This is a genomic window from Brevundimonas sp. GW821-FHT09G01 (assembly GCF_059416065.1).
In genome coordinates this window covers 77,210-92,583 of record NZ_JBWKOL010000008.1, presented here as the reverse complement: position 1 = coordinate 92,583, position 15,374 = coordinate 77,210, and the positions used below count along the sequence as shown (strand labels likewise).

Genomic DNA, 15,374 nt, shown 5'->3' with positions numbered 1-15,374 from the left:
AATCCCCCAAGACTTGTTCCGGCAAACAACCGAAGCGTCGCCGCGCCGTCAAGCCGGAGCGTCAGAACATCGCGGGAATCACGCGGTCCGGCGGACGGTGGCCGTTGGCGAAGGTCTGGATGTTGGCGATGACCCGGTCGCCCATGTCCTGACGGGCCTCGATCGTCGCCGAGCCGAGGTGGGGCAGCAGCACGACATTGGCGTGCCCCAGCAGACCCGGATGCACCTTGGGCTCCTGCTCGAACACGTCCAGTCCGACGCCCGCGATGCGCCGCTGCGCCACCGCCTCGGCCAGCGCCGCCTCGTCGATCAGCTCGCCCCGCGCGGTGTTGACCAGAATGGCCTCGGGCCGCAGCAGGGCCAGCCGCCGCGCCGACAGCAGATGATGCGTGTCCTTCGTCGCCGGGGTGTTCAGCGAGATCAGGTCCATCCGCGCCAGCATCTGGTCCAGGTCATCCCAGTAGGTCGCGCCCAGTTCCTCGGCGATCATGTCGGGGACGGGTTTGCGGTTGTGATAGTGGACCTGCATCCCGAAGGCCTTGGCGCGGCGGGCCAACGCCTGACCGATCCGGCCCATGCCGACGATGCCCAGCCGCTTGCCCCAGAGCTTGCGCCCGGTCATCCAGGTCGGGCTCCAGCCCTCGAACCGGCCCTCCTGCATGACCTGCGCCCCCTCCACGATCCGGCGGCTGACCGCCAGGATCAGGGTCATGGCCAGATCCGCCGTGTCCTCGGTCAGGACGCCCGGGGTGTTGGTGACGATCAGGCCCCGACCGACCGCCGCATCCACGTCGATGTGATCCACGCCCGCGCCAAAATTGGCGATCATCTTCAGCTGCGGCCCGGCCTTGGAGATCAGGTCGGCGTCGATGATGTCGGTGATGGTCGGCACCAGGACGTCGGCCCGTTGCACCGCGGCCTCCAGCGCCGCCCGGTCCATCGGACGGTCGGTCAGGTTAAGCTCGGCGTCGAACAGCTCGCGCATCCGTGTCTCCACGGCGTCGGGCAAGCGTCTGGTTAATACGACCTTAAGCCGGGGAGAGGACATTCGGAGCCTTCGGTTTCACGTCCCCGGCTTTAATGGTCCTCCCGGTGTCTGGCAAAGTTCCTCGCCTCAAGCGCGTCGCGCTGGTCGCCGCCCTGGTCGGGCTCGGCGTCATGGCCGGGGCCGGAAACGCCATGCCGGGCGGCCGCCCGACCCCCAGCGGCCAACCCGTGCCGCGCTGGCTGTCGCTCAAGTCCGACGAGGTCCGGGCGCGCCAGGGGCCGGGGCTCGACTATCCGATCCTGTGGGAATACCGCGTCCCGGGCCTGCCGGTTCAGGTCATCGCCGAAACCGCCGAATGGCGGAAGATCTGCGATCCCGAAGGCGCGGTCGCCTGGGTCCACCGCAGCGTGGTCTCCAGCCGCCGCAGCGTCTTCAACGCCTCCCGCGAGGAAATCGCCATCCACGCCGGACGCTCCGACACCTCGCCGGTGCGCGCCCGCCTGTCGCCCCGCTCGCTGGTGTCGCTGGACGCGTGCGTCGACCAGTGGTGCGAGGTCCGCGTCCGTCGTCTGCGCGGCTGGCTGCGTCAGCGCGCGGTGTTCGGCGCCCAGGACCACGCCCTGTGCAACGCCAACCGGCCCGCGGGCACGGGACGGGCCGAACGCTAGGACTCCACCGGTCTGTTAAAACGTTTGAGCGCCCGGGTTCCCTCGTGTAACCCCACGGCAACATCCGGACGCGAAGTCGCGCCCTGCCGCAACGAGAACGCTTTTGACCGAGCTGAAATATCCGTCGTCGTTTGATTATGAAGCCCTGCTGGCCTCGGGCCGGGGTGAGCTGTTCGGGCCGGGCAACGCCCAGCTGCCGGCCCCGCCGATGCTGATGTTCGACCGGATCACCAAGATCAACGCCGACGGCGGCGCGCACGGCAAGGGCTATGTCGAGGCCGAGCTGGATATCCATCCGGACCTCTGGTTCTTCCAGTGCCACTTCATCGGCGATCCGGTCATGCCGGGCTGCCTGGGCCTGGACGCCATGTGGCAGCTGGTCGGCTTCTACCTCGGCTGGATCGGGGGCCCCGGCAAGGGCCGCGCGCTCGGCGTCGGCGAGGTCAAGTTCACCGGTCAGGTCCAGCCGCACATCAAGAAGGTAGTCTACAAGATCGACCTGAAGCGCGTGATCAACCGCAAGCTGGTCATGGGCATCGCCGACGGCGTGCTCGAGGCCGACGGCGAGGTGATCTACACCTGCAACGACATGCGCGTCGGCCTGTTCGGCGCGACCACGGAAGCGGCCGGCGGCTGAACCCCTATATTCAGACAGACCGCGCACTACGCGGCGACTGAGCGTTCTTAGAAGGAAACCACCATGCGGCGTGTCGTCGTCACCGGGCTGGGCATCGTTTCTTCCATCGGCACGGGCCAGGAAGAGGTCATCGCATCGCTGCGCGAGGCGAAGTCGGGCGTGCAAACCGCCCCCGACCACGTCACGCACGGCTTCCGTTCGCAGGTCTGGGCGCCTCCGGCGCTGGGCGTGACGGCCGAGGACTGGGCCCCGCTGGTCGACCGCCGCGCCGCGCGCTTCCTGGCCAACGGCACCGCCTGGGGCCACATCGCCTTCGAGGAGGCCCTGAAGGACTCCGGCATGACTCCGGAAGAGATCAAGTCCGAGCGCATCGGCCTGATCGTCGGCGAGGGCGGCCCCTCGACCCAGGTCATCCTTCAGGCGGCCCAGACCACGATCGAAAAGGGCTCGCCCAAGCGCATCGGGCCGTTCGCCGTGCCCAAGGCCATGGCCTCGGGCCCCTCGGCCGTGCTGGCCACCTGGTTCGAGCTCAAGGGCATCAACTATTCGATCAGCTCGGCCTGCGCGACCAGCGCCCACTGCATCGGCGCGGGCGCCGAACAGATCGCCTGGGGCAAGCAGGACGTCGTCTTCGCCGGCGGCGTGGAGGACATCGACTGGTCCATGTCGAACATGTTCGACGCCATGGGCGCCATGTCGTCCAACTTCAACGAGACGCCCAACAAGGCCAGCCGCGCCTATGACAAGGACCGCGACGGCTTCGTCATCGCCGGCGGCGCCGGCATCGTGGTTCTGGAAGAGTACGAGCGGGCCGTGGCGCGCGGCGCCAAGATCTACGCCGAAGTGACCGGCTACGGCGCCAATTCGGACGGCTACGACATGGTCGCGCCCTCGGGCGAGGGCGCTGAGCGCTGCATGAAGATCGCGCTGGAAATGGCCGGCAATCCGCGCATCGACTATCTGAATCCGCACGGCACCTCGACGCCGGTCGGCGACAGCAAGGAGATGGGCGCGGTGCGCAACGTCTTCGGCGACGACCTGCCGATGATCTCCTCGACCAAGTCGCTGACGGGCCACTCGCTCGGCGCGGCGGGCGCCCAGGAGGCCATCTACTGCCTGCTGATGATGGACAACGACTTCGCTGCAGAGAGCGCCCACATCGAGAACCTCGATCCGGAGTTCGAGGGCATGCCGATCCTGCGCAAGCGCCACGACGGGCCGCTGAAGCACGTCATGTCGAACAGCTTCGGCTTCGGCGGCACGAACGGCACGCTGATCCTGTCGAAGGTCTGAGACCCCAGAGCGAAATCGGTTGAGCTGGACATAGTCCAACTCGGCTCAGATTTCGCTCCAGCCTGATTCTGGAGCCTGATTCCACTTCAGCCGATCAGGCTCTAGGCGCCCTTGTCGGCCCGCATCACGGCGCGGGGGAAGCGGATCAGGCCGATCCGGTCCTGCAGTTTCTTCAGGGGAATCATGCGGGCGCGCCATACCGGGTCGACGTCGAATTCGAACGCGACCTGGGTCAGGTCCTGCTCCAGCAGGAAGCCGAAGGCCTCCAGCCCGGACTGCCCGCGCGCGATCACCACCTTCCAGTAGGCGCGCGGGATCTTCACCTGCACCGGGCCGTCGTCATCGACGCCGACGAAGACCGGATCGTCCGCCGCCAGCAGCGGCCCGGCGAACAGGGAATAGCGCTCGACCCGCCCCTGCGCCTCGATCAGGTTTTCCAGCAGGCCCCAGACGCCCTTGCGGTTCGACCGGTTGAAGCCGGCCACCTGGGGCGTGCAGTTGGTGACGTGATAGGTGTCGCCGTTGGCCCGCCGCACCTGGGCGTAGTCGACGCCCCAGCAGACCTCCTCGCGCCGGACCAGATGGCCCTTGTCGAAGGCCTTGCGGTCCTTGTCGAAGAAGCGGTCCGGCAACTGGGCGTCGGCCGGCAGCCGCGGGTCCAGGAACCAGCGCTCGAAATCGTTCTCGGCCAGGCCGCCCAGGGCGTCGCGGTTGTAGGACCGGCCGGGTTCCGGTTCTTTGGCGGCGTCCGACCCGTCGACGTTCGAGGCGGTGAACACGGGGAGACGCCGCGCTTTGTGCATGGCCAATGAGAAATTCTGGTAGGGCACGACCATGCCGCCGTCATGCATCCGCGCCGCCACCGAGGCGTCCCGCAGCGTCGGCAGCGGCACGGAAACGCCGAGGAAATGGGGGTCGTATCCGGTCCGGCCGGGATAGTTCGGATCGTGCCACGGCTCGACGACCTTCTCGACCGCCCCGGCGGAAGCGCTCGCGGTCCCGGCGGAAGCCGATGCGCCGCCCAGGCCGATCGTGATGGTCAGGGGCACGGTCAGGGTGGCGGACGTTCCAGACGCCGCGACCGACAGGCCCGTCGAGGCGCCGACGGGGGCGCCGCTGACAGCCGAACCGGGAATCCGCGTGCTTTCCGTCGCCGGAACCGGAGGCTCGACCCGGCCCAGGCTGCAGGCTTCCAGTTCGTCCCGCAGCGCGCCGGCGGGAGCCAGCGCCAGGGCGGTGGTCACGATGCGGCTGGCGCGCACGCCCTCGTTGGCGATCCAGTCGATGTCGGCGTCATCGTCCTCCTCGCCCGCCGGCTGGCCGTTCTGCAGCAGCCAGCGGCCCTGCGCGTCCTTCCGCGGCACCCCCGAGTGATGCAGGGCCACGACCTGCCAGGAATCATTGAACACCGGCGCACCCGACGACCCCGGAGCCGTATCGGATTCATAGGTCAGGTGGTCGGCGGTGATGTCCAGCAGCCGGTTCTCGCGCAGGGCCACCTGCTTGGTCCGGCCATTGGGATGCTGGATGATGGTGATGGCCTCACCGACGTTGATCTTGCCCACTTCGGGGCTGAGCCTCAGCCAGCCGTAGTCGCCCAGCCGCCCGTCGCCTCTCATCGGCTGGGGGCTGACGGCGACCAGCGCCATGTCCAGGGCGGCGTCGACCACGAAGAACCGGCCGGGATCGAAGCCGAAGGTGGTGGTCGGGCGGGGGAAGCCCAGCCGGTCCAGCTCGCAGTCGAAATCGACGCGCGAGGCCGCAGCGGTGGCCGCATCGGCGAGCACATGCTGGTTGGTCAGCAGAAGCGTCGGGGTGACCATGAAGCCCGTGGCGTCACCCAGCGCGCGTCCGCCGCCGTCCCGGATGGTGATCCGCCCGACCGGCCGCGCCGCGTCCAATCCGCGCAACAGATAGTTCAGATCGACCAGATCGTCGCTGCCGATGGTCCGCTCCAGCTCGGACAGCGAGGCCCGGCGGCCGCCTTCCTGAAGCTGGAGGGTGCGCAGCGCCTGCCGTTCCGGGGTTTCCAGCTGGCCGGGCGCGGTGGCGTCAACGCGGGCCTTCAGCAGGTCGATGGCCTCAGCCGCCTTCTCCTCGATCGGCGCGGCCCGGGTCGAGGCCGGCGGTCCGACCTCCTCGACGAGGCGGACGCCGGTGGTTTCCACCACCCCCTTCAGACGATCGACCTTCATGGCGTCCTCCTGTCGAAGAAACACAACCATAACGTCGTTTTGCGACACGCGAAACTCAGGCGCGCGCCCGTGAACCCCGCCGCCGGCCATCCCCGCTTCCCCCGCGCGGCCGCCGCTGCTACCCCTCCGGCGACACCGACCGACCCGGGGCAACCGGGCGACGCAAGATGGAGAGACACCCCATGGCCGCCGAATCCGCCTGGAACATGCCCAAGGGCGACCTCATGAAGGGCAAGAAGGGCCTGGTCATGGGGGTCGCGAACAGCAACTCCATCGCCTGGGGCATCGCCCAGCAGCTGGCCGCCCAGGGCGCCGAGCTGGCCTTCACCTACCTCGGCGAGGGCTTGGAGCGGCGCGTGCGCCCGCTGGCCGAGAGCGTGGACGCCAAGCTGATCCTCGAGGCCGACGTCACCAACGACGCCTCGATGGACGCGGCCTTCGCCGAGCTGGAAAAGACCTTCGGCACGATCGACTTCGTCGTCCACTCGGTGGCCTTCGCCAACAAGAACGAGCTGCAGGGCTCCTTCGTCGACAACACCACCCGCGACAGCTTCCTGCTGGCCATGAACATCTCGGTGTTCAGCTTCGTCGACGTGGCCAAGCGCGCCTCCAGGCTGATGCCGAACGGCGGCTCGATGATCACCATGACCTACCTCGGGTCCGAGCGGGCCATCCCGAACTACAACACCATGGGCGTGGCCAAGGCCGGGCTGGAAGCGGCGACCCGCTACATCGCCCGCGACCTGGGTCCCAAGGGCATCCGCGTCAACGCCATCTCGGCCGGCGCCATGCGCACCCTGTCGCTGGCCGGCATCTCGGGCGGACGGGGCATGATCGCCCAGGGCCGCGCCATGTCGGCGATGAAGGAAGACACCTCCATGGAGGGCGTCGCCGGCGCCGCCCTGTGGCTGTGCTCGGACCTCGGCTTCTCCACCACCGGCGAAGTCATCCACGTCGACGCCGGCTTCCACATGATGGGCCTGGCGGGCGACGACGAGGGCTGACGGTTAGCGCCCCAACCCTTGGTTGGTTGAATAGACATCCATAGAGTGTTCAAGTCCCGGCCAGCACAAGCTGACCGGGACAACCTCGATGACGGATTCAGGCCCGCCGACTGATCTCGGCACGATCTACGTAGTTGGCCAGGTCGCGCTTCTACTGATTCTCGGCGCAATGTCCCTGCCTACCGCCGCTCGCGCGCAGGAGACCGGGTCACTGGAAAGAGTGGAAGGTTTACCGGCCGTGGCCGGTTTCAGCATCCGCGACTCTCAAACAGGCGTCATCGAAAGCATCGACGTCTTCATCAAGCCGCGCCGTGACCTTCGATTGCCGGACGGCGCACCGTGGATTGATTTTGCGGCCCAAAGGCAGGTGACCAGCGCCGCCGGCGGCGAGGAGACAACATGGGCAAGTTCGGAAGATTGTCCGGCGCTCAGAAACACCCTCATCTGGCTGACGACGCTTGTCGCGCCTCGCATCGAAATCCCCGGCATCACCGCCAGCGAGGCTTCTCATGAGGGCCGGAGACCGAGAAGCGTCACGGAAGACGGCCTCCAGATCACCGTCTGGGGAAGAGGCACACAGCCCGATCACATCGCCAACACGCGCGTTGAGATATCCAGCAATGGCGGGCTGGTGGCCGAGTTCGGTCGCGCCGCCCAAGCCAATCTTGCGGCTTGCTGGCGGTCAGCTCATTGAGCCCTGTGGCTGCGCCCTGCCCTCGGCGTTTCCACCACGGTCGAAGTCATCCTTGTTGGCCCCGGCGTCCACATGATGGGCCTGGCGGGTGACGGATCCGGAAGCAGAATCATGTCCTGGAAGCTGACCAATCTGCTTGTCGCGATCGCTCTCATATGGCCCGGACCCGCCATGGCCCAACGCCATGCGGATGTGCACCCGAGATATGATCATGGGTATGGAACCGCCCCCCAAGGCGCCCTGTATCTGGGCGGATACTCCCGGGATAGCGAAGACGGGCAGATCATCGTCGACTTCTACTCACGGCAGGATCGCTCCCTGACCAATGACGGCATCCGGTTCGGCGCGATTCCCTTCGCGCGGCGCAGCCTCGACACCGGTGCGGGCGTGCCAGCCGTACTGGCATGGGCCGATGGACGCACATGCGGCTCGCTCAACGGCGTGCTGATGGAATACTCCAGACTGGTTGCGCCCGCCTTCCAGGTTCCATTCCTCTACCAGGCACCGCTGGCCGGTAGCCAAGCGCTGGGCGGCCCGCCCACGCGAATGCACCCGATCGATAGCTCGGTCTGGGGCCTCGCCCGGCAGCCGGATGGCGCTCCATCCGTTCTCACCTTTACCGGATCGGATGGCCTCATAGACAGATGGACCACTTTTGCTGAAGCCCAACTCGACAAGTGCTGGGGGGCGCAGGAGCCTCCCGCTGCATAGCCCTCTCGTCGCCACCGGGTGGGTTGTCGGCGCCAACGTCGAGCAGACCTCCTCGTCGGGAGCAGTTGGGCCGGAGGTCAATCCGGACGCCAAATCCTGTGAGGAACAATGACGCCTCTTCTTATTGCCCTCGGCCTGCTAGCCGCCGTTCCCGCAGGCCCACAAGCCGTCGGGGTTCAGGACAGCATACGATCTGAGCCCGCTGCCTCAGGTTCCTGATGGGCTACGGGATCGACCACCACGGGATGTGGCAGGTCGAAATCTATTCGCCGCAAGGCGATAATTTCAGCCCGGATGTCTTCGTGGCCAGGCGGTCACTCGCCACGCCCGCCGGCCCCGAACAGTTTACGTGGACGGATACCGACACCTGCCCGGCTTTGAGCGCCGCCGTCCTTGAGGTCGCAAACCTTCCTTCCGTGGAGATTCGGCGTCCGGGCAGTCCCGCCACGGGTCATCCCGCGCCACCGCTCCCGAGCGCCGCCGCCTTCAGGGGCTGGGGAAGAGCTCACCAGCCCGAGGGATCGTTTGCTGACCTGGAAATGTCAGCAACCTCCGGCCCCTTGGCGGAATGGGTGATCGGCGCCGATCTCAAACTGAAGGATTGCTGGCGGTCGGAATGACCCACCTCGCATTTGCGCATCCCAGAGGCGTCGCCATGTCCAAGACCCTGATCCGGATACTCGTCCTTGGAGCCCTGGGCCTCATCCACGGCAATGCACAAGCCCAGACGCCGGTGGCGGGCGGACACAACATCCCGCGCATGGTGGAGGGTGAAGCCCTCAAACCGGACGGCAGCTTCTACGTCGGCGGCTATTCGGGGGCCCGGGATTTCACGCCGTATCGGGTTCACCTCTACGACTTTCGAAGCGAACGAGATTCCGCCGATCGGCAGCCGGATTGGCTGCCCTGGGCCGTGCGCCTGACCGGCTCTGGAACCCAGAGCCGACGCGTGGAGTGGGCCGACGGGCGCACCTGTCCCGGCGTCTATAGCGTGCAGGTCGCCATGGCGGACTTCCCCGCGGGCCGATTCAGGGCGCCGCGTTTTATTGACCTTCCAGCCGGCGCCGGCGGACCGCCCTCGCCACCCCTGGATACGGGCGCGCCGAGCCTCGCCTTCTGGGGCTACGCCAGCCTGACCGACATGGCCTTCGGCACGATGATGATCACCGGCTCGGACGGCCTGATCCGTCAGTGGGTGGATTTCGCCGACACCCAACTGCAGGACTGCTGGACCACCGAACCGCCGGAGGGGATCGCGACGCGCGACATGCTGCAGCGCCTGCCCGAGGTGGATCCGACCTGGCCGGCGGGCCTTCGCTAGCCCCCCGTCCGGTACGCCGCCTCGATGGTGTTGCCGTCGGGGTCCAGCACGAAGGCGCCGTAGTAGCCCATGGCGCCTTCACGGGGGCCGGGCGCGCCGTTCCCGCTTCCCCCGTCCGGGACGAGGCGGTAAGCGCGAGGCATGACCTCTTCCCGCCTGCCCGTCTCCGCCCTGTCGGCCGCCGCCGTCGGGGTGATCATCGGCTTCGGCGGGACCGTGGCCCTGGTGGTCCAGGCGGGCCACACGCTGGGCGCCTCGCCGGACCAGATCGTGTCGATGGTGACGGCGCTGTGCCTCGGCATCGCCGTGCCAGGCATGCTGCTCAGCTGGCGGATGAAGGTCCCCATCATCCTCGCCTGGTCGACCCCCGGCGCGGCCCTGCTGGCGGCGTCGACGCTGGGCCTCGGCTGGCCCACCGCGGTCGGGGCCTTCGTCATCGCGGGCCTGCTGATGGTCGTCACCGGCCTGGTGCCCGCGCTGGGGCGGCTGGCGGGACGGATCCCCGGCGGCATCGCCTCGGCCATGCTGGCGGGCGTGCTGCTGCCCTTCTGCCTGAAGCTGTTCCTCGTCTTCCCGACCGATCTGGCGCTGGCGGCGGGGCTGTTCGCGGTCTTCCTGATCATGCGGCGGCTGGCCCCGACCTGGGCCCTGCCCGCGGTGCTGGTCGGCGCTTTCCTGGTGCTGGCCCTGCGCGGGCAGGTCACGACGCCGCCGGGAACCGGCCTGTTCGGCCAGCTGTCGCCCGTCGCGCCCGCCTTCGACCTCAAGGCCGCCGTCAGCCTGGCCCTGCCGCTGTTCCTGGTGACCCTGGTCTCGCAGAACCTGCCCGGCCTCGTCGTGCTCAAGGCCGCCGGCTACGAGCCGCCGCCGGGGCCGCTGCTGCTCTCGACCGGACTGGCCACCGTCGTCCTGGCGCCCTTCGGCGGCTACGGGATCAATATGGCGGCCATCGTCGCGGCCATCTGCGTCGGGCCTGACGCCCATCCCGATCCGCAGCGCCGCTGGGTCGTCGGCGTGCTCTACGGCGGCCTCTATCTGGTCGTCGCCCTGTTCGCCGCGCCGCTGGCCGGGCTGTTCATCGCCATGCCGCCGGGCGCGCTGGCGGTCCTGACCGGCCTGGCCCTGATCGGCCCGCTGACCGGAGCCCTGTCCGGTGCCATGGCCGAGCCGCGCGACCGCGAGGCCGCCGTCATCGCCTTCGCCGCCACGGCCTCAGGCGTGGCCCTGTTCGGCATCGGTTCGGCCTTCTGGGGCCTGCTGGCGGGCTTCGTGGCCCTGGCCGCCCTGCGCTGGCGGCGCCCGGCCTGAAGAGACGGATCAGGCGCGGCCCTCGCCGCGCGCGATCCGCCGGTAGCGATAGCTGTCCCGGATGTTCGGCCCGAAGAACCGCCCCTTGGAAGGCGCGGCCCGCAGACCCTCCACCACCTCGGGCGGCACGGCGTCGTAGTCGTAGACGTCACCCGAGGTGAACGTCACCCGCAGCCGCCGACGCGGCGCGTCATAGTCGAAGCGGCGGATGACGCTGGAGGGGCCCGGAGAGAGCGTGGGGGAGGGTATGATCGCCCGCCCGGATCAGTCCCGCAGCGAGGCTGGAACCACCCCGCCGTTCTCAGCCAGCTTGGCCCACACCGCCTTGGACAGGGCGATGTTCTGCTCGGCGCTGCCGTGCGCCCCGGCGTGAACGTTCAGCTCCTCGGCCAGCGCCTTGCGGGCGTCGAGGCTGGAATCGAGATCAAGCAGCTTGAGCAGGTCGACGATCGAGGTGCGCCAGTTACCGCCCCCGCCCTTCTGCTCGGCCAGGGCGACCAGCACCGCCTCGACATCCACGGGAGCCGCTGCGACGGGCGCGGCGGCGGCGGGAGCAGACGTCAACGTCACGTCGGGCGCCGGCGTCGCGGCGGCCGGCTTGCGGCCCCGGATGCGGTCCCAGATCGAACTGAAAATGCTCATGTCGCGCGCCTTTCCCTTGCTGCACGGGACCGGTAACGCCGCGCTACAGCCGGGGTTCACCTCCGTCGCGATCACGCTCCTGTGTCGGGCGCCGGACACAACGCGGTTGACGACGAGCCTCACTGTGACACCCTCGAAGGCCCAACCCAAGGATGTTGAAATGGCGCACAAGTTCGAGATCTACAAAGACAAGGCGGGCGAATTCCGGGTCCGCTTCAAGTACAATTCCGAGACCATATTCTCGACCGAGGGGTATTCGTCGAAAGCCTCGGCTCAGAACGCCATCGACTCCATCAAGAAGAACGGACCGGGCGCCCCGACCGAGGACAACAGCTAGTCACGGGCCGACGACAACCTTGAACGGGAGCGAAATCGGCTCCGGCGTCATCCCGCCCGGGCCGGTTTCGCCCTAGTCGGGCTCGCGTTCGCCCACCTCATTGGGCCGCACCGCCAGCACCCAACCGTCGGCCAGATGCAGTTCGGGCACGGCCTCGCGGGTGAACGGCAGGTACCAGGTCGGCCCTCCGGCGACCGGGGCGATCTCCAGCATGTCCGACGCGCCGAAATTCTGCACCGACTTCACCACCCCCAGCACCGCCCCGTCAGGGTCACGCGCCTGAACCCCGACCAGATCGGTCAGGTAGAACTCGTCCTCGTCCGGCTCGGGCAGCCGTTCGCGCGGGATGAACAGCTTGAGGCCGCGCAGGGCATCGGCCTCCTCCTTGGTGGCGATCTCCTTCGCCCGCCCGACGACGCCGACCTTGTCCGGCCGCGCCGACAGCAGGGTCAGCCCCACCGAGCCGTCCGCCCGCAGCAGGTCGCGGTACCCCAGCAGGGCCATCGGCTCGGCGGTGTAGGCGGTAATGCGCACCTCGCCCTTGACCCCGAAGCCGCCGGCGACCTGCCCGACCAGAATCAGTTTGTCCTGCGCCACGTTCACCTCGCCACGGCCTCGCCGTCGTCACGCCTCAAATAGCGCGCCTCAAAAAGAAAGGCGGCGCCCGAACGGACGCCGCCCTCTTCATTTCATAACCGGCGAACCGGACGAAATCAGCCTTCCGACTTTTCCTCGGCGGCTTCTTCAGCAGCCGGGGCTTCAGCGGCCGGAGCCTCTTCAGCGGCGGCTTCGGCGGCCGGGGCTTCTTCAGCAGCGACTTCAGCCGGGGCTTCTTCGACGACCGGAGCGTTCTTGGCGGCTTCGGCGGCGGCGGCGGCTTCTTCCTTGGCGCGGACGGCGGCTTCAGCGGCTTCCACCTTGGCGGCGGCTTCGGCTTCGGCGCGGTCGGCTTCGCGCTGGGCGCGTTCGGCGGCGCGCTCTTGCGCCTTCTTGCCCGGCTGGGCCTTGTTCGGGTTGTTGGACTGGGTCCACTTCACCTTGCCGGCCAGGGCTTCGTCCTGCGACAGGAAGCGGGCGACGCGGTCGGTCGGCTGGGCGCCCTTGGCGAGCCATTCCGAGATACGGTCGGCCTTCAGCACGACACGCTTCTGCTCGCCGTCGCGCGGCAGCATCGGGTTATAGGTGCCGACGCGCTCGATGAACTTGCCGTCGCGCGGCGAGTGGGAGTCGGCGACGACGATGTAGTAGTACGGGCGCTTCTTGGCGCCACCGCGGGCCAGACGAATCTTCAGCATTTTCAGTCTCTTTTCTAGGAAGTCGTTATTTCTTGGGAGGGAAGCCCGGCAGGCCCGGAAGGCCCCCCGGAAGTTGTCCGCCGCCCCCGAGGGGGTTTCCAAGCCCGGCGAGCCGGTCCTGGAGGGCTTTCATTTCGTCGGCGCTCGGCTCGGGCATCTTGCCCCCGCCCATCGCCTTGAGGCGGGCCATGTCGGGGCCGCCGCCGCCGCCGAGGCCGCCCAGCATGGCGGCCATCTGCTGCATCTTCTTGGGTCCGCCGCGCGACAGCGACTTGACCATGTCGGCCATCTGCCGGTGCTGCTTGAGCAGGCGGTTGATGTCCTGGACCTCGACGCCGGCGCCGGCGGCGACGCGCTTCTTGCGGCTGGCGTTGAGCAGGTCCGGCTTCTTGCGCTCGGCCTTGGTCATCGAGGAGATGATGGCTTCCTGGCGGGCGATCATGCGGTCATCGACGCCGCTTTCCGCCATCTGGTTCTTCATCTTGGCGACGCCGGGCAGCATGCCCATGATGCCCTGAAGACCGCCCATCTTCTTCATCTGCTGCAGCTGGGCGGCGAGGTCGTTCAGGTCGAACTGCCCCTTGGCCAGCTTGCGCGCCATGGCCTCGGCCTTGGAGGCGTCCAGTTCCTGGCTGGCCTTCTCGACCAGGGCGACGATGTCGCCCTGACCCAGGATGCGGCCGGCGACGCGGCGGCTGTCGAACACATCCAGCGCGTCGACCTTCTCGCCGGCGCCCAGATATTTGATCGGCAGGCCGGTGACGGCCCGCATCGACAGCATGGCGCCGCCGCGGCCGTCGCCGTCGGCGCGGGTCAGCACCAGGCCGGTCAGCGGCAGGCGCTCATGGAAGGCCTTGGCGGTGCGGACGGCGTCCTGGCCGGTCAGGCTGTCGGCGACCAGCAGGGTCTCGACCGGCTTGGACACGGCGGCGACTTCCGCCACCTCGGCCATCAGGGCCTCGTCCAGGGTGATCCGGCCGGCGGTGTCCAGGATCAGGACGTCGAAGCCCTGCAGCTTGGCCGAGGTCAGGGCGCGTTTGGCGATCTGGACCGCGCTCTCGCCGGCGACGATCGGCAGGACGGCGACCTCGATCTGCTTGCCGAGCTGGGCCAGCTGCTCCATCGCGGCCGGACGGCGCGTATCGAGGGATGCAAGCATGACCTTCTTGCGGTCGAACTTGGTCAGGCGCAGCGCCAGCTTGGCCGAGGTCGTCGTCTTGCCCGAGCCCTGCAGGCCGGCCATCAGGATGACGGCGGGCGGCGTGGCGTTCAGGTTGATCGGGGTCGGCTCATCGCCGCCCAGCATCTCGACCAGGCCGTCGTAGACGATCTTGATCACCTGATCGGCCGGCTTGACCGAACGGATGACCTCTTCGCCGGTGGCGCGCTCGGTGGCGAAGGCGATGAAGTCCTTGACGACGGGCAGGGCGACGTCGGCCTCGAGCAGGGCCACGCGCACTTCGCGCATCGCCTCGGCTACGTCCTTTTCGGACAGGGCGCCGCGACCGGTGATCCGGTCGAAAACGCCTGTCAGCCGCTCGTTCAGAGCCTCGAACATCAACTACCTCATGCTCATTTTCGCTTTAGGTCGGAACGACCTGAATCCAGAAAATGGGCCAGCCAAACATCCGACGGGTGAGACGGCTCCATACGACAACGGCCTCTGGCGACGATCACGTCGGCAGAGGGTTCTCGCCTGCCTCGTCCATTCGAAAATGGGGTCGTGCAGGTGGAGACGCGAGGTTCACTTGCGTCGGAAGCGGCGGCTTATGGAGGAAAGTCGACCGTTTGTCGACTCGTCGCGCCTCAGACCATGATGTCCAGCAGGACCGCCTCGGTCTTGCCGGTGCGCGCGGCGTCATCCATCGAACGCTGCATCATCTCTTCCATCTTCTGCTGGATCAGCTTGGCGATCTCGTCCTCGACCGAACTGCGCTGCTCGACCGACAGCCCGGCGACGCCGTCCTCGGTCAGGCGTTTGTCGGACAGGACCTCGGCGCGAAGCTTTTCCTTCAGCGCCTCCATCTTCTGCTCGCGGGCCCATTCGGTCAGGCCCTTCTCGCGAATTTCGTCCATCTCCGAACGCGCGGCGTCGATGGAAGCGGGCGATTTCTGCCGGGTCGAATCTGCCCCGAAGATCCCCGTCAGGCCGCTGAGGAAACCACTAACCGGCGAAATAGACATGACTTTCTCCTTGCGCAGGACCCGCGGTCATCTGTCGTCGCCGCCAGTGCTGCAAACGCCGCGCCGAACGCACGTTCGGTTTCAGCGTTCGCCTTGG

The 15,374-nt window shown here is 68.0% G+C and carries 19 protein-coding genes; 10 read left to right on the top strand and 9 right to left on the bottom strand.

Annotated features, from left to right (window positions below; translation table 11 throughout):
- Positions 1 to 61 precede the first annotated feature (61 nt).
- Positions 62 to 1,048 (bottom strand): 2-hydroxyacid dehydrogenase, encoded by a 987-nt coding sequence (locus AC07NB_RS14940; RefSeq protein WP_494570612.1) that lies wholly within the window; start codon positions 1,046 to 1,048, stop codon positions 62 to 64.
- Positions 1,049 to 1,092: 44 nt separating this feature from the next.
- Between AC07NB_RS14940 and AC07NB_RS14935 the strand changes: the two genes are divergently transcribed.
- The 3 genes from AC07NB_RS14935 to fabB all read left to right on the top strand — a co-directional run bounded on the left by AC07NB_RS14935 (position 1,093) and on the right by fabB (position 3,586).
- Positions 1,093 to 1,656: an SH3 domain-containing protein gene (locus AC07NB_RS14935; RefSeq protein WP_291839917.1), complete on the top strand. Its 564-nt coding sequence runs from the start codon at positions 1,093 to 1,095 to the stop codon at positions 1,654 to 1,656.
- 112 nt (positions 1,657 to 1,768) lie between these two features.
- Entirely contained in the window at positions 1,769 to 2,293 is a 525-nt protein-coding gene (gene fabA / locus AC07NB_RS14930; protein ID WP_291839928.1) for a 3-hydroxyacyl-[acyl-carrier-protein] dehydratase FabA, read from the top strand.
- Positions 2,294 to 2,356: 63 nt separating this feature from the next.
- Positions 2,357 to 3,586: a beta-ketoacyl-ACP synthase I gene (fabB, locus tag AC07NB_RS14925; RefSeq protein WP_494570611.1), complete on the top strand. Its 1,230-nt coding sequence runs from the start codon at positions 2,357 to 2,359 to the stop codon at positions 3,584 to 3,586.
- 101 nt (positions 3,587 to 3,687) lie between these two features.
- Here the strand turns inward: fabB and AC07NB_RS14920 are convergent, their stop codons facing one another.
- Positions 3,688 to 5,781, bottom strand: a complete 2,094-nt coding sequence (locus tag AC07NB_RS14920; protein WP_494570610.1) for a DNA/RNA non-specific endonuclease — start codon at positions 5,779 to 5,781, stop codon at positions 3,688 to 3,690.
- 206 nt (positions 5,782 to 5,987) lie between these two features.
- Between AC07NB_RS14920 and AC07NB_RS14915 the strand changes: the two genes are divergently transcribed.
- The 5 genes from AC07NB_RS14915 to AC07NB_RS14895 all read left to right on the top strand — a co-directional run bounded on the left by AC07NB_RS14915 (position 5,988) and on the right by AC07NB_RS14895 (position 9,511).
- On the top strand, positions 5,988 to 6,785 hold the full coding sequence (locus AC07NB_RS14915; RefSeq protein ID WP_494570649.1) for an enoyl-ACP reductase FabI: 798 nt from the start codon (positions 5,988 to 5,990) through the stop codon (positions 6,783 to 6,785).
- An 88-nt stretch (positions 6,786 to 6,873) separates the two neighbouring features.
- Positions 6,874 to 7,479 carry a hypothetical protein gene (locus AC07NB_RS14910; RefSeq protein ID WP_494570609.1) on the top strand — a complete coding sequence of 202 codons (606 nt, stop codon included), beginning with the start codon at positions 6,874 to 6,876 and terminating at the stop codon, positions 7,477 to 7,479.
- Between the two features lie 111 nt (positions 7,480 to 7,590).
- Complete coding sequence (locus AC07NB_RS14905; protein WP_494570608.1) at positions 7,591 to 8,190, top strand: hypothetical protein; 600 nt, start codon at positions 7,591 to 7,593, stop codon at positions 8,188 to 8,190.
- A gap of 218 nt (positions 8,191 to 8,408) precedes the next feature.
- Complete coding sequence (locus AC07NB_RS14900; RefSeq protein WP_494570607.1) at positions 8,409 to 8,810, top strand: hypothetical protein; 402 nt, start codon at positions 8,409 to 8,411, stop codon at positions 8,808 to 8,810.
- 35 nt (positions 8,811 to 8,845) lie between these two features.
- Entirely contained in the window at positions 8,846 to 9,511 is a 666-nt protein-coding gene (locus tag AC07NB_RS14895; protein ID WP_494570606.1) for a hypothetical protein, read from the top strand.
- Here AC07NB_RS14895 and AC07NB_RS14890 read toward each other — a convergent pair.
- Positions 9,508 to 9,654: a hypothetical protein gene (locus AC07NB_RS14890; protein ID WP_494570605.1), complete on the bottom strand. Its 147-nt coding sequence runs from the start codon at positions 9,652 to 9,654 to the stop codon at positions 9,508 to 9,510. The two genes, AC07NB_RS14895 and AC07NB_RS14890, sit on opposite strands and share 4 nt — an antisense overlap.
- On the opposite strand from AC07NB_RS14890, the gene AC07NB_RS14885 reads away from it, so the two are divergent.
- Positions 9,653 to 10,819 carry a benzoate/H(+) symporter BenE family transporter gene (locus AC07NB_RS14885; RefSeq protein ID WP_494570604.1) on the top strand — a complete coding sequence of 389 codons (1,167 nt, stop codon included), beginning with the start codon at positions 9,653 to 9,655 and terminating at the stop codon, positions 10,817 to 10,819. The two genes, AC07NB_RS14890 and AC07NB_RS14885, sit on opposite strands and share 2 nt — an antisense overlap.
- 9 nt (positions 10,820 to 10,828) lie before the next feature.
- Here AC07NB_RS14885 and AC07NB_RS14880 read toward each other — a convergent pair whose 3' ends face one another.
- Positions 10,829 to 11,029: a KTSC domain-containing protein gene (locus AC07NB_RS14880; protein ID WP_492312714.1), complete on the bottom strand. Its 201-nt coding sequence runs from the start codon at positions 11,027 to 11,029 to the stop codon at positions 10,829 to 10,831.
- Between the two features lie 54 nt (positions 11,030 to 11,083).
- The gene (locus AC07NB_RS14875; protein WP_494570603.1) at positions 11,084 to 11,461 is read right to left on the bottom strand and encodes a DUF3597 family protein; all 378 of its coding nucleotides are present in this window, start codon (positions 11,459 to 11,461) and stop codon (positions 11,084 to 11,086) included.
- Between the two features lie 160 nt (positions 11,462 to 11,621).
- On the opposite strand from AC07NB_RS14875, the gene AC07NB_RS14870 reads away from it, so the two are divergent.
- Entirely contained in the window at positions 11,622 to 11,798 is a 177-nt protein-coding gene (locus AC07NB_RS14870) for a YegP family protein (RefSeq protein WP_492312052.1), read from the top strand.
- 72 nt (positions 11,799 to 11,870) lie between these two features.
- Here the strand turns inward: AC07NB_RS14870 and rimM are convergent, their stop codons facing one another.
- From rimM to AC07NB_RS14850, 4 genes are all read right to left on the bottom strand, one after another.
- On the bottom strand, positions 11,871 to 12,395 hold the full coding sequence (rimM, locus tag AC07NB_RS14865; RefSeq protein WP_492312051.1) for a ribosome maturation factor RimM: 525 nt from the start codon (positions 12,393 to 12,395) through the stop codon (positions 11,871 to 11,873).
- Positions 12,396 to 12,511: 116 nt separating this feature from the next.
- Positions 12,512 to 13,093 (bottom strand): 30S ribosomal protein S16, encoded by a 582-nt coding sequence (rpsP, locus tag AC07NB_RS14860; RefSeq protein WP_291837167.1) that lies wholly within the window; start codon positions 13,091 to 13,093, stop codon positions 12,512 to 12,514.
- 25 nt (positions 13,094 to 13,118) lie between these two features.
- Entirely contained in the window at positions 13,119 to 14,651 is a 1,533-nt protein-coding gene (ffh, locus tag AC07NB_RS14855; protein WP_494570602.1) for a signal recognition particle protein, read from the bottom strand.
- A 248-nt stretch (positions 14,652 to 14,899) separates the two neighbouring features.
- The gene (locus AC07NB_RS14850) at positions 14,900 to 15,277 is read right to left on the bottom strand and encodes a hypothetical protein (RefSeq protein WP_291840068.1); all 378 of its coding nucleotides are present in this window, start codon (positions 15,275 to 15,277) and stop codon (positions 14,900 to 14,902) included.
- Between the last annotated feature and the right edge of the window lie 97 nt (positions 15,278 to 15,374).